General features: G+C 46.7%; 11 protein-coding genes. 5 read left to right on the top strand and 6 right to left on the bottom strand.

Going from position 1 to position 14,022, the window contains the following annotated elements:
* Nucleotides 1–41 precede the first annotated feature (41 nt).
* The gene (envZ, locus tag K5Q92_RS20880; RefSeq protein WP_220770798.1) at nt 42–1,364 is read right to left on the bottom strand and encodes a two-component system sensor histidine kinase EnvZ; all 1,323 of its coding nucleotides are present in this window, start codon (nt 1,362–1,364) and stop codon (nt 42–44) included.
* Nucleotides 1,365–1,368: 4 nt separating this feature from the next.
* On the bottom strand, nt 1,369–2,094 hold the full coding sequence (gene ompR / locus K5Q92_RS20875; RefSeq protein ID WP_220770797.1) for a two-component system response regulator OmpR: 726 nt from the start codon (nt 2,092–2,094) through the stop codon (nt 1,369–1,371).
* A 338-nt stretch (nt 2,095–2,432) separates the two neighbouring features.
* On the opposite strand from ompR, the gene greB reads away from it, so the two are divergent.
* Entirely contained in the window at nt 2,433–2,912 is a 480-nt protein-coding gene (greB, locus tag K5Q92_RS20870) for a transcription elongation factor GreB (RefSeq protein ID WP_220770796.1), read from the top strand.
* 130 nt (nt 2,913–3,042) lie between these two features.
* Nucleotides 3,043–5,388 (top strand): Tex family protein, encoded by a 2,346-nt coding sequence (locus K5Q92_RS20865; protein ID WP_220770795.1) that lies wholly within the window; start codon nt 3,043–3,045, stop codon nt 5,386–5,388.
* 64 nt (nt 5,389–5,452) lie between these two features.
* Here the strand turns inward: K5Q92_RS20865 and K5Q92_RS20860 are convergent, their stop codons facing one another.
* Both K5Q92_RS20860 and bioH read right to left on the bottom strand, forming a co-directional pair.
* Nucleotides 5,453–5,950, bottom strand: a complete 498-nt coding sequence (locus tag K5Q92_RS20860; protein WP_220770794.1) for a hypothetical protein — start codon at nt 5,948–5,950, stop codon at nt 5,453–5,455.
* Nucleotides 5,951–6,069: 119 nt separating this feature from the next.
* Nucleotides 6,070–6,837, bottom strand: coding sequence for a pimeloyl-ACP methyl ester esterase BioH (gene bioH, locus K5Q92_RS20855; RefSeq protein ID WP_220770793.1), 768 nt, complete (start codon nt 6,835–6,837; stop codon nt 6,070–6,072).
* Nucleotides 6,838–6,858: 21 nt separating this feature from the next.
* On the opposite strand from bioH, the gene K5Q92_RS20850 reads away from it, so the two are divergent.
* A complete protein-coding gene (locus K5Q92_RS20850; protein WP_259649656.1) occupies nt 6,859–7,605 on the top strand; it encodes a ComF family protein in 747 nt (248 codons plus the stop codon).
* Nucleotides 7,606–7,642: 37 nt separating this feature from the next.
* Here K5Q92_RS20850 and K5Q92_RS20845 read toward each other — a convergent pair whose 3' ends face one another.
* The gene (locus tag K5Q92_RS20845; protein WP_259649655.1) at nt 7,643–10,144 is read right to left on the bottom strand and encodes a M14 family zinc carboxypeptidase; all 2,502 of its coding nucleotides are present in this window, start codon (nt 10,142–10,144) and stop codon (nt 7,643–7,645) included.
* A 248-nt stretch (nt 10,145–10,392) separates the two neighbouring features.
* On the opposite strand from K5Q92_RS20845, the gene nfuA reads away from it, so the two are divergent.
* Nucleotides 10,393–10,971: a Fe-S biogenesis protein NfuA gene (nfuA, locus tag K5Q92_RS20840; protein WP_220770790.1), complete on the top strand. Its 579-nt coding sequence runs from the start codon at nt 10,393–10,395 to the stop codon at nt 10,969–10,971.
* A 66-nt stretch (nt 10,972–11,037) separates the two neighbouring features.
* On the opposite strand, the gene K5Q92_RS20835 is transcribed toward nfuA, so the two are convergent.
* Complete coding sequence (locus K5Q92_RS20835; RefSeq protein ID WP_220770789.1) at nt 11,038–12,369, bottom strand: MATE family efflux transporter; 1,332 nt, start codon at nt 12,367–12,369, stop codon at nt 11,038–11,040.
* 18 nt (nt 12,370–12,387) lie between these two features.
* Here K5Q92_RS20835 and K5Q92_RS20830 point away from each other — a divergent pair, with 18 nt between their 5' ends.
* Nucleotides 12,388–13,434, top strand: coding sequence for a polysaccharide deacetylase family protein (locus tag K5Q92_RS20830; protein WP_220770788.1), 1,047 nt, complete (start codon nt 12,388–12,390; stop codon nt 13,432–13,434).
* The last annotated feature ends 588 nt before the right edge of the window (nt 13,435–14,022 follow it).

Raw genomic sequence — 14,022 nt, 5'->3', positions numbered from 1 at the left:
CTAGAGTATGGCATTTGGGTTACAGATAAATTACACAGAAACTATTCAACCGGTAACCAAACTTGAGCATGCAATCCGCCTTCGCTGCGGTTGGTGAGGATGACCTTGCCCTGATGTCTATCGACAATACGTTTGATGATAGCCAGACCTAAACCTGAGCCAACACTGCCGCGCGCTGTATCGCCTTGAGTAAAAGGCTGAAACAGTTTCGGGATCTGCTCTTCTTCAATCCCGGGGCCATCGTCCTCGACACTAAAGCCGACATACTGACCATTAAACTGTGAATTAATCCGTACCCAGCCATTACCATAGCGGTAGGCATTTTCAACGAGGTTGCTGAGTACGCGTTTAATAGCAATCCCCTGCATAGGGATACTTGGGCATTCACTAAGCTCTGAATCTATTTTGCCTTCACGGTTTGACTCGGCTTGAATTACATCCTGAATTAAATCATTAATTTGCTCGGGTTCTCGTGTGCCTTCCTGATCTTGCCTGATATAGGAGATGAACTGATTAATTATGGCGTCCATATCTTCAATATCGCTGACGATGCCATCTTTGAGGTATTGGTCCTCTTCGACCATCATTTCTGAGGCTAAGCGGATCCGAGTCAGCGGCGTGCGAAGGTCGTGGGAGATCCCCGCCATTAATAGTGCTCTGTCTTGCTCCAGTTGTTTCATGCTATGAGACATCTGGTTAAAGGTGTTGGTTACCTCAACAATTTCCGTTGAGCCACTTAACGGTAGCGGTTTCGGGTAGTCACCTCGAGACACCGCAATAGCGGCCTTTTGTAGTCGTCTCAGTGGGCGGTTTTGCTGGCGAGCAAACCACCATCCGCCCGCAACACTCAATGCGCCTATCACCATTAAGTATAGGGTTAGCGGTGAAAGACTTTTCTCATTGAGGCCGGTAAGTGGGACCCTGATCCAGATAGAAGGAGCCTGAGGGGGACGGATCCAGATCTCAAATTCCTCCCCTTGAGCTATACGCACCTCTGCCTCTCCACCTAGGTATTCGGACATTTGAGAGGATAAGAAACTGTAGTAAGTAGCTCGTTCGATACCCGCTTGGCGAGCTTGTTTTTGGTTATAAAACTGCATGGTGTCATCACGCACCTTGGCGTTAAGGGCATCCACCATGGTGAGGTGTTCACGGCCGATATCGACGCCATCAACAAACAGCAGTTTTACTTGTCTGGCTATTAGTTGGTTGATTTGCTGATAACTGGGCTTAATGAAGTAAACGGCAACAGAGATGTATGACACCAACTGATTTGTCAGCAGCAAACAGCCAATCAACATCACTGTTTGACTGAAGGAACTGCGTGGCAAAAAACGTTGCCACCATCGTCTGTGTAAAGCCACTTAGCTATTTACGCGATTGGCCATCAGGCACAAATACATAGCCAAGACCCCATACCGTCTGGATATAGCGTGGGTTAGCTGCATCTTTCTCAATCAGACGGCGCAAACGCGAAACCTGCACGTCAATCGAGCGCTCAAGTGCTGAATAGTCACGGCCGCGAGCTAGATTCATTAGTTTGTCCCGTGAAAGGGGTTCCCGTGGGTGGCTGACCAGCACTTTGAGTACAGCAAATTCACCACTGGTTAGGGCGATACTTTCTTCCCCGTGGTACATCTCACGAGTCGCAAGATTTAAGGAGAATTCGCCAAAGGTGATCTCTTCCTCTTGCTGGGTGGGAGCACCGGGTACATCTTGAGTCTGGCGACGCATCACGGCTTTAATCCGTGCGAGCAATTCTCTAGGGTTAAATGGTTTAGGTAGATAATCATCGGCGCCTAATTCGAGACCTATGATACGATCGACCTCGTCCCCTTTAGCGGTAAGCATTACGATAGGGATAGGGTTACCTGCTTGGCGTAGTCGACGACAGATAGAGAGTCCATCTTCACCGGGAAGCATAAGGTCGAGTACTAGCAAGTGGAAGTTTTCGCGTTCGAGTAGGCGATCCATCTGCTCGGCATTAGCGGCGCTACGTACCTGGTAGCCTTGCTCCATTAAATAACGCTCCAACAATGCCCTTAGTCTCATATCATCGTCGACGACGAGAATTTTTGAGGTTTCTTGTCCCATGTTTAAGGTCCTTTTAACTCGGCGGCCACCTCTTATCGGTAGGCAAATATCTGATATTGAATATGATTAATCCTAATATAGCCGTTTTAATATGTTAATGACTAGCAGGCATTTTCTCCAATGACGAGAAGGCTTGCATCTACTGGTGGTTTTCATAGGCTAAGTATTTGAATTTAACTTTAAAATGCCGTATCTATCTGGGAGCGTAAAATTGTAAGCAAATTGAAATAGGTCATTATTATCTTTAAAAGCTGAATGTGACCTAGCTAAGCTTAGTGGAATTTATGCTATTATTTTTGTCCCTGAACTATGATCACTTCCTTTATAAAGTAGAACTTATGAGAACCGCAATCGTCACCCGTGAAGGTTTCGAGAAACTGCAAAAAGAGTTGAATTACCTTTGGCGAGAGCATCGTCCAGAGATCACTAAAATTGTCAGCTGGGCTGCTAGCTTGGGCGACCGAAGTGAGAATGCTGATTACACTTTCAATAAGCGAAAACTGCGTGAAATCGACCGTCGAGTGCGTTATCTGCGTAAAACTCTCGAAAATGTACAAGTTGTCGATTACTCGCCAGCACAAGAGGGCAAGGTATTTTTTGGTGCCTGGGTCGAAATTGAGAATGATGATGGTGACAAACTGCAGTTTAAGATTGTCGGTTATGATGAGATCTTTGGCCGTAAAGACTATATCTCGATAGACTCGCCTATGGCTCGTGGTTTATTGAAAAAAGAGGTCGATGATGAAGCCGTGATTAAGACCCCAGCAGGAGAACAGATCTGGTACGTCAATCGCATCTCTTATCATGGCTTTGAATAGGCTCACTCTTCCTCATACAAGGTTTCGTTCCTCAAATAGCATATTTGTCTAAGCATTAGCATTAACCAAAGCCATGGGCTGTGGTATCTTTGGCGAAATACCGATTACCAACTAGGCTCGACCTCTATTTATGCAGAATATTGCACAGCTCATCGCTGAGGAACTTAATGTTCGTCAGCAACAAGTTATCGACACCATTTCATTACTCGATGATGGCGCTACCGTGCCGTTTATTGCCCGTTACCGTAAAGAGGCGACCGGCGGTTTAGATGACGCTCAGTTACGTACGCTAAGCAGTCGCTTAGGCTATTTGCGCGATCTTAATGACCGCCGTAACGTTATCTTATCGAGTATTGAAGCACAGAGTAAGTTAACGCCAGAGTTGAAAGCCGCAATCAATGCAGCAGATAGTAAGACTCGCCTAGAGGATCTTTACCTTCCTTATAAGCCAAAGCGTCGCACCAAGGGCCTAATCGCTATTGAAGCCGGCATAGAGCCATTGGCCGATTATCTATTGGCAAATCGTCAGGCCGACTGCGAAGCGGTTGCTAGTGAGTACATCAATGCCGAGGCGGGTTTTGCCGATGCTAAAGCGGTGCTCGATGGCGCGCGTTTTATTTTGATGGAACGCTTTGCAGAAGATGCAGAATTGCTACAAAAAATTCGTATTCAGCTAGAGCAAAATGCTCAGCTTGAAAGTCGAATGGTCAAAGGCAAAGAAAAAGAAGGTGCTAAGTTTAGAGATTACTTCGAGCATTCAGAAAAGCTTGCCAAGGTGCCATCTCATCGTGCATTGGCGATGCTGCGTGGCCGCAATGAAGGCATGCTCAGTTTAAGTATTAATGCTGATCCTGCTCAGGATCCTAAACAGGCTAGTTATTGTGAAGTGATTATTATTGAGCACTTCAAGTTAGGTTTAGGCGATAGCGACGTCGATGCATGGTTGAAAACCGTAGTTGCTGCGACTTGGAAGGTCAAGGTTGCGCTGCAGATGGAAACCGAGTTTCTAGGCCGCATGCGTGATAACGCCGAGCAAGAAGCGATTAAGGTTTTTGCCCGTAACTTAGGCGATTTACTGATGGCGGCTCCAGCGGGTGCTAAGGCTACTCTGGGCTTAGATCCAGGTTTACGCACCGGTGTGAAAGTCGCTATCGTTAACGATACGGGTAAATTAGTTGCGCATACCACTATCTTCCCCCATGCGCCGCAAAACCAGTGGGATAAGTCGGTAAGAACCTTAGCTAACTTAGTGAAGATGCATAAGGTTGAGCTGATTGCTATCGGTAACGGCACAGCTTCTCGTGAAACAGACAAACTGGCGGCGGATCTGATTAGCCAAGTGAAGGCCGAGTTACCTAAGTTAACTAAGATTATGGTTAGCGAAGCTGGCGCTTCTGTCTATTCCGCATCTGAGCTAGCGTCAGAAGAGTTTCCAGATATCGACGTATCGATCCGTGGCGCGGTTTCAATTGCACGCCGTCTACAAGATCCATTAGCTGAGCTGGTGAAGATTGAGCCTAAGGCTATCGGTGTAGGTCAGTACCAGCACGATGTGAGCCAAAGCCAGCTATCTAGCTCACTAGAAGCTGTGGTTGAAGACTGTGTGAATGGTGTTGGTGTTGATGTGAATATGGCGTCGGCGGCGTTGTTAGCACAGGTGGCAGGCCTAAATAAAACCTTAGCACGTAACATAGTGATGCACCGTGATGAGCAGGGACGTTTCAATAACCGTAAGGCACTGCTTAAGGTTGCACGTCTCGGACCAAAAGCCTATGAGCAGGCTGCGGGGTTCTTGCGCATTAACGATGGCGACAATCCACTCGATGGCTCTTCCGTGCATCCAGAGGCTTATTCATTAGTTGAGTCGATTGCGAGCGCTAAAGGCATCTCAGTTGCCGAGTTAGTGGGTAATGCAGAGTTACTTAAATCCCTTGAAGCGAAAGATTTTACCACTAGTGAGTTCGGTTTACCTACGGTGACCGATATTCTGGCAGAGCTTGATAAGCCGGGACGCGATCCCCGTGGTGAGTTTAAAACTGCGACCTTTAAAGAGGGCGTGGAAGAGATCAAAGATCTGCAGCTGGATATGATCTTAGAAGGTGTGGTCACTAACGTGACTAACTTTGGTGCTTTCGTCGATGTGGGCGTTCATCAAGATGGGTTAGTGCATATCTCATCGATGACAGATAAGTTTATCGATGATCCACATAAGATCGTGAAGGCCGGTGATATAGTTAAAGTTAAGGTGATGGAAGTTGATGCGGAGCGTCGCCGTATCGGTTTGAGTATGCGTCTTGATGACAAGGCCGGTGATGCGCCTAAGAGTGCGCCACGTCCAGCTCATAACAAAGCGAACTCAAACAAGGGCGGTGCTAATCAACAGCGTGGTCAGCAAAAGACTCATAAACCGAAGCAACCAGCTAATGCGGCCATGGGCAATGCCTTCGCCGATGCGTTCGCTAAACTGAAGAAGTAATCGTAAGTACGATAAAGCGCAACGTGAGATACAAAAAAACCGACAACTGAGTTTGTCGGTTTTTTTATGCGGTTTCTAAAAAGCCGGGGGGATTATTGGGCTCAGTGCGCTGGTGGTAAAACGCTTCGATACGGACGCCAAAAGCTTGATAAAACTGTAGGGGCTCATTAGGCATGTTTGTTTTTTTTTCACTCTTCACATCGCTACTAACAACAACTTGTTCTGGGATCTTGATATCGCTGCGCTTGAGTGGCCTGCGTTGGCTAAGCAGCTGTTTTAGATTGAGTGCGGTATTCTGTTTCTGCTTTTCTTGATCCGATTGCTCTTGCTGTTGGGACTGGCCCTGCTGCTTCTGTTGCACAGACTCGCGCAGCTTAGCTTGGCTTTGAGCGTGTTCGGCAGTACGTTCATTTTGTGGGTTAAAGGCACGTTCTTCGTGGCCTTTAGTTGCTTGCTGTGGGGGGATAATCGGTGGACGCTGTTGACCATCCGTGCGCGCAGAATCGGTTGCAGCATTAGATGTTGCAATCGGCACGTTGGGATAGTTGGTCACCACTAACATAATGTTCCCCTATAAAGTCTCGATTAAATATTAACCAATTTGAGGCGGGAAATAAAGCTAACAATATTGGCTTGTTAGTTTTATGTTGAGCGAATCTAGAATAACAAAATGCTTTTATATCAGACTAGTTCATCTAGCCATTGATTAAAGCCTTCGACAAACTCCTGCTGATGGCTAATAAACGGTGCGTGGGAGGCTTTGTTGAGTAGTAGGTCTTGGCTTCGGCTAAGCTGCGGCATCGTCTTGATGACTCTACGCGGCACTAGACCATCTAATCGTCCCCAGACTCTGAGCCAAGGCTGGCCAATGTGGGCTAGCTGGCTGCGCAGATCGACACATTCCAGCATGGTTAATCCTTGGGCTAATGCAGATTGCTGTGCTTTAGGCTTAGCCAGCACTAATTCACGTAGCTGTTTGATATCGCCCTTGGCCGTTGCACTTCCCATGGCCTGAATTGCAAGGAAACGCTCAACGGTTTTATCGAGATCGTGAGTCAGCTGTTGCGCGAATTGATTTAATACTTCAGGTGCGATCCCTGGCCAGTCGTCATTGGCCATAAAGCAAGGGGATGATGCTATGGTGCACAAGGCTGAAACACGCTGCGGATGGTGTATGGCGGCTAGTGTTGCGACTAAGCCCCCCAAAGACCAACCAGCCCAGATTGCCTGTTGTGGAACAACCTCTAAAATAGCATTAAGCCAGTCGTGGATATCTCCCACAACGGCTTGGCTATCGCCAAATCCAGGCAGATCAACGAAGTGAACCCTATACTTAGTCAATGCACCTTGCAGTGGAGCAAATACGGCGCTGTTAACGCCCCAGCCATGAAGCATCACTAGATCGGGCCCTTCGCCAATAGATTCGATATATAGCTTGGTTAAACTCATTTAATGCCTCATGGGTTAGCGTTGAGACTTAACAATGAAAAGGAATTCATTATCAAGAAAGCACCTTGGACTCGGTGGCTGACAGCAATTTTACCCAATCGCTGTTTAATGTGCCATCAACAGATTGGGTCTAGTAACCGAGGGGTCTGCAGCGTGTGCTTGCATGCCAGTCGTTATCAAACGCCAGTTTGCTTGGGCTGCGGTGGTGAACTCCCTCTGCTAATGGCTTTTTGTGGTCACTGTCAGGCATCGACACCTTTAAGTGTTATCGCTCCTTGCAGCTATCACCAAGGCCTAGGCCATTGGGTTGGACAGATAAAGTATCAGGCGCAGTTTGCTGTGATAGATGTGCTGGTCGATGCACTAGTGCAGCGTATTTTATATCTAGAATATTTAGGTTTCATCGATCTGCCGCAGGTGTTGATAGCGGTGCCACTACATGAAAAAAGACTACAACAACGAGGTTTCAATCAGGCTTGGCTAATCGCGCAGGCACTTTCTAAGCGTTTGGGGATCCCCCTTGTTGATAATGTACTGCTAAGAGTGAGAGAGACTCAGCCTCAGGCGGGACTGTCTGGTAAGTTGCGACGTAAAAATCTTAAAGATGCCTTCACTCTCTCTGCTGATTTTAACTGGCAGCGAGTGGCGTTAATTGATGATGTGGTGACTACTGGTACCACGGTGGATGAGATTGCGAGACTATTGCAGCAAAAGCACACTCAGGTACAAGTTTGGTGCCTAGCGAGAGCCGAGGCACCAGGAAAATAGTGTAATGATATGGCCCCAAGGACTCTGTCTACGAGTATTAATGTAGCGCCGGAATGAAGTAGAGCGCATTGGCGTAGGCTTTCTCTGCTCCAAGCCAAATATTTCTAAACAGCAGATTATCGGCTAGCGCTACCACAGCGCCCTTGTTACGTGACTCGATAATCATTGCGGGGGAATGACTAAAGCTGCTCTGGTACTCTTTGGCCAGATAGCCGCTCAGCAGTGGCTGAGAAGCATAGCTCGCCGCGACTGAAAAGGCTTTGCTGCTCGGTGAGAAGCCTAATACTTTGTTTTTCATCACTGGCAGACGATCACCATTAAGACCAAAGCTGAGAGGATGGCTCGTATCTAACTTTAGCTCGACAACCGCGCCGCCAATCTGCTGTTTGGCGTTGAAGTCCGATTTCTGCTCGAAGGACAACCCATCGGCATTAAATAGCTGCTTATAAAAACGTTCACTGCGGAGATCGGTCGCGAGTAGGTTGGAGTCACTTAACCAATTAAGTGCGCCTTTTTGGGCAATGACTACACCACCTTCAGAGGCAAACTGACCCAGCTTGCGAGCAAAGCGATCGTTTAAAGTTTTATAGTTGCCATCGGCTAGTAGTACATGGCTGTAATCGGTTAATCTTATCGATGCAAGATCGTGACTGTCGATGAGCGTGGTAGCTACGCCTAGAGTGTTATCTAAGTAGTACCAGAGCTGACCAACCTCGGCAATCGAAGTCCCTTTACCGCTCACAACGAGAGGTCGAATCGGCTTTATAGGCTTAAAATCAGGGCTGCCGAGATCGATTCCCTTAGTCGCGCTGCTGGTATTGGTTGCTATAACATCGACCTTAAACTCTTGTGCTAACTGTTTTACACCTTGGCGTATTTCACTCGCCGATAAGCTATCCTGTTTGAGTGGGACTTGCAGGGTTCCGGCAGCAAAATCTATTTCACCAGCACTAGTCAAAATGCTAAATGGCTTAGCGGCAAACTTAACCTTTATCCCTTGATTGAGTAGTTGCTGTAGTAATACAGCAGCTTGGCTATCGCGCCAGTCAATGAGTAAGGCGACCGCATCATCACTCCATGTTGGTAATGAAAACTGAGCTGGGCTTTGGCTTAAAACAGTTAGCTCAAGTTTGACATTACGACGCACTGACAGGTCGAATGCGTGTTGTAGGTTCCAAGTCGAGATATCATAAAAGGTCGGGTCGATAAATTCGGTTCTATCGTCAAACATTGCGCTAAGTAGTGCGCTTTGTGCCTGCTTGTTAGGGATAAAAATACTGCTGTCGACATCAAAATCCACGCCACCTTGAGTGAGTTTATTGGTGAGGTAGTAGTATTCAATCTGGTGTTGCTTGAGTAGATGGGTTAGCGCTCGAATTCTGCTTGGGTCATTATTCGTGCTGAGCAGCAACCCCGCTTGGCGAGGCTTTTTTCGCATCGCTTTTTGATGCTTGTCCTTAAAAAATTCCGCTTGGTATTGCTCTAGTTCAGACTTTAACGCCAGAGCGCCTTTTAGACTGGAAATGGACGTTGCATATTGGTTGTCTATAGCTTCTTGAAAGTGAACAACGCCATTGATTGAGTCCTGCTGTTGTCCTCGAGCGCTGGCTTGCTCAAATAGCACGCCAATTGCGCCATTGATATCTGGGTAGGTAGAGCCTTTACCATAGAAGAAATCATCGAATAGTTGGCGGCTAAAATAGCTCTGTTTTTTCTCATCGAGTGCGGCTTGGTGATAGGTGGCGAGTTTTGCTGTTAATTTCTGGTTGCCTGCCGGTGTGAGTGGGTGGGTTCGCTCGGGCACGCCGGGCTGAAAAAAGTAACTGTAGTTATGGCCCATCTCATGGAAGTCTCCCACATAATGGGGTTGCCAGCGGTGAAATAGTGCTACGCGGCCTTGGGATTCGGGATGGCGCAGGAATAGCCAATCGCGATTGAGATCGGCGAAGTAGTGGTTGCTTCGACCCGTCGGCCAGCCCTGCTTATGCTCTTTATGATTGGGGTCGGTAACGACAACTTTACCAGCATAGCCATTGGCCCAAGTTGAAAATCGGTCGAGCCCGTCAGGATTTTGGCTTGGGGTGACAAGAACTACCGCCTGTTCCAGCAACTCTGTGACCCACTTCTCTTCGCTGGTGGCTAACATATGGCTAAGTTTTAGTGCGCTATGGGCACCGCTGATCTCATCACCGTGAATAGAGTAGGCCAACCAGATAATGAGTGGTCCACCTTGTTTCCCCTGATATTTGATCTGCTGTCGCTGAGCTAAGATTTCATCGAGTTTGTTTTGATTCTCTACTGAGGTGATAACGGCGGTTAACTGCTGTCTGGCCTCGTGGCTATGTCCTGTATTTTCCAGCGATACTCTGGGGTTTTGTTTGGCGACCTCTTTGAGGTAGTAATTGATCTGATCGTGGCGAAGCAAACGCTCTCCGAGGGGATAGCCTAAGAACTCCTCTGGACTAACCGTGTTTACGCCATATAGGGGACTGTCTGTTAAACGCGTCTTCTTTGCTTCGGCAAAAAAAGAGGATGACATTAAAAAGGCGTATAAAAAAATGAGACAGATTCTGAGCATGGGGTTTTCATTATATTTATAATATTGTTATTAAATTAGCAGCTCGGCGTTGACAAAACCACAGCCGGATATGATAAAAAACTGTGATCTGAATGGTGTTTATTCTCAAACTGTGAGGGCTAGGGGCTACAAAGGAGTGCAGAGTAAGAGTATTATAGGGCTAATTCTTACTAAAACACTCAGGTTTACTCCTGACGGAGCATGTTTTCATGATTACCATTTCCGAAGCAGCTCAGGCGCATTTTGTTAAATTGTTATCAGATCAGCCTGAAGGAACCCACATTCGAGTATTCGTTATCAGTCCTGGTACAGCTCAGGCTGAGTGTGGTGTTTCATATTGTCCACCCGATGCTGTAGAAGCCGATGATACAGAGTTAGAGTTCAATGGCTTTAGCGCCATGGTCGATGAGAAGAGCGCTCCTTTCTTAGAAGAAGCTAGCATCGACTATGTGACTGACCAACTAGGTTCTCAGCTAACACTTAAGGCGCCAAATGCGAAGATGCGTAAAGTGTCTGACGATGCGCCTTTAACTGAGCGAATCGAGTACATGATCCAGTCAGAAATCAACCCACAACTTGCCAGCCACGGTGGTAACATCATGCTAGTCGAGATCACCGAGGATGGCATCGCAGTACTTCAGTTCGGTGGTGGTTGTAATGGTTGTTCAATGGTTGATGTTACTCTAAAAGATGGCATCGAGAAGCAGTTACTTGAACAGTTCCCTGGCGAACTAACTGGCGTTAAAGATGTGACAGAACACCAGCACGGTGCTCATTCTTACCAGTAATATAGCGACATGATTAAATAAAACGCGACCAAATGGTCGCGTTTTTTATGCTTGAAGAGATGGCAATTAGTCCAGTACCAGCCTGAGCTTGAAATAGTAGTGCAGCGATAATGAAGCACTACGAGCCAACATAAAACAGCTCATGGCAGCCCATAAGGCAAAGTTACCTTGTGGTTCTAACAGATACCAAACCGGGAAAAACACACCAAAGGTCGATAAGATCATGCTGTTACGCATCACCTTTCCTTGCGCAGCACCAATATAGACACCATCGAAAAGATAGGAGCCAAAGGCAAGCAGAGGCAGGAATATCACCCAAATCAAATATTGCTCGGCCACGGCTCGCACCTCACTGATACTGGTGAGCATCGAGATAATCTGTGAGCCCCCAAGGGCAAAGAACACCGTAAAACCTAGGGCAGCGATAGCGGACCAAGCCCAGGCTAGAGTCACTGATTCTTGCATTAAACGGCTATTTTTCTGGCCATGAGCGCGTCCGACCTCTGCCTCAGCATAGTAGGCTATGCCGTCCAGTGCATAGGAGATAAGAAGGAGCAGGTTGAGGAGCACCGCATTAGCGGCAACGGTGTTATCACCTAAGCCTGCGCCATAGAAGGTCATAAAGGCAAATGAAAGCTGCAGACAAAGGCTACGAATAAAAATGTCTGTGTTTAAACTCATCAGCTTGGCGTAGCTTTGTAGCGATAGTTGCTTGGCGATTTGAATCAGCTTAAAGTCACCGAGTTTGCAAAGTTGGCTGCGCACCATGGTCAGCGCCACTGCGAAGCCTGCAATATCGGCACATACCGATGCGATTGCCGCCCCTTTTACGCCCCAGCCAAGTGCTAGAACAAAGAGAACATCTAAGACAATATTCACTAGGTTGGCTACAATCAGTTGCCACATCGCCGCTTTGGGCTGTTGTCTGCCGAGTTGCCAGCCCAGTAGCACTAAGTTCATCAGTGCAAACGGGGTCGACCAGATCCGGATCTGGAAATATTCTCGACAATAGCGTTCGACTTCGACGCTGGCATCAGACATTGCCATCGCTAAATTAACGATAGGTAGCTGTAGCGCTATGGCTGCAATACCGAACATCAGTGCTAGACTTGCTGCTTGTACCAAGAGTCTAAACTGTTGCTGGGTGTCGTTTGCACCATAGGCTTGAGCAACTAATCCTGTGGTTGCCATGCGTAAAAATCCTAGCAACCACAAAATTAAGGTTATAATCGTTGACCCAACTGCCACGCCGCCCAAATAATAGGCGTTACTAAGGTGTCCAACAACGGCGGTATCAACGAGTCCCAGCAGTGGCACCGTGATATTTGATAAAATCATCGGCAGTGCGAGTGCAAGTAATTGTCGATTTTTTTGTGGGTTTAACAATAAGGCAATCATTCTAGAGGTCTAATATTTATGGTTAAAAACGTGTTGCTAGCGCTACTTGCGCTGACAGGTTTTTCGGCTCACGCGACGGTGATATTACAATATCATCATGTTTCGGATAGTACGCCAGCGATCACCAGTGTTACCCCTGCGCAATTCAAAGAGCAGATGCAGTACCTGGCGGAAAACAACTTCAATGTAGTGCCACTTTCAACCGTGGTGGAGTCAATTAAGGCTAAAAAAGCACTGCCAGCAAAAACGATAGCGATTACCTTCGATGATGGTTATCGCAGCATTGCTAATACAGCGCACCCTATTTTAAAGCAATATAAATTCCCCTACACCCTTTTTGTCTCGGTTGAACCGATCCTAAAAGAGTATGGTGAAATGATGAGCTGGCAGCAGCTGATCACATTATCTGAAGAGGGAGCGGAAATAGCCAACCATAGCTGGGGACACGAACACCTTATCCGTAAGTTGTCAGGGGAGACCGAGGCGCAATGGTTAGCACGTATCGAGAGTAATATTCTGCGTACCGAAAATGAGATCGCAAAGGCTACAGGTCAGAACCTGAAAATGCTGGCTTACCCTTATGGTGAATATAATAAGCAGATAGAAGAGATGCTCGACAAGCACGGCTTTGTGGCATTTGGTCAGCAGTCCGGTGCAGCTGGTCCCTATTCGCCGTTAACGGCACTGCCTCGTTTTCCTGTCGCAGGTGTTTATGCTGATCTAAATAGTTTAAAGGTGAAGCTACATAGTTTGAATATGCCAGTACTTGCCCAAACTAATAGCAACCCTGAACTTTCTCAAGGCCAATGGCGCCCAGAAATAAAGGTTACCTTGGATATGAGTGATATCAATGCCTCACAGTTAATGTGCTTTATTCAGGGGCAAGGGGCTAAGAAACCTAACTGGGTTTCTGACAATGAGTTTAGCATTCAGGCTGAGCTTGATCTGCCCGCTGGCCGTTCACGTTATAACTGTACGGCTCCGAGTAAGAGCAAAGGAAGTTACTACTGGTTTTCACAACCTTGGGTTAGACCAAAATCTAACGGACAGTGGATTGCAGAATAACATTTTACCAAACAAACACCCTATATAAAGGTGTTTAGCTTCTCCCAAAGCCAGTAGCCGAACTATACTCGTTACTGGCTTTTCATTATGTAATTGCTCGGTGTCTTCACCTCTACCTTATAGTAGAGACATTTTTCATATATATGGTTAGTGACTCTCTGTACTTACATTCCTGTTTTAGTATTTAACTCCCTTCGACAGAAGCATTCGGTCGTAATCGTGCGCTTAATTATTAAGAGCTGTGTATTTATGGTTGAAACTAGAGGCTTTTAAACACCTATTAATAGATTGGTCATCGTTTAGCTTGCTAAAAAAGAAGATTTGATATGCGTTTAGCACCATAGGTTATGTGTACTAGCCTAAGTTTTATTATGTTTTTTGCGTAACTCTGTGGATAACTTGTTGGTTAACTGTGCCTAGTAAAGGTATAAAAATTAAATGTATTTTTCTTTCAAAAAGCGCTTGCGCTCGTCTTAAATCTCCCTATAATGCGCATCCACTGACACGACACAGCAGGCTAACTACCCAGCGTAAACGCTAGATAGAACGGGACTTGCAGCAGTGTTAGGGATTCAAAAATCGAAAGAG

The organism is Shewanella sp. MBTL60-007, from assembly GCF_019654915.1.
Lineage (GTDB): Bacteria > Pseudomonadota > Gammaproteobacteria > Enterobacterales > Shewanellaceae > Shewanella.
This window is presented reverse-complemented; position numbering and strand designations above follow the sequence as displayed.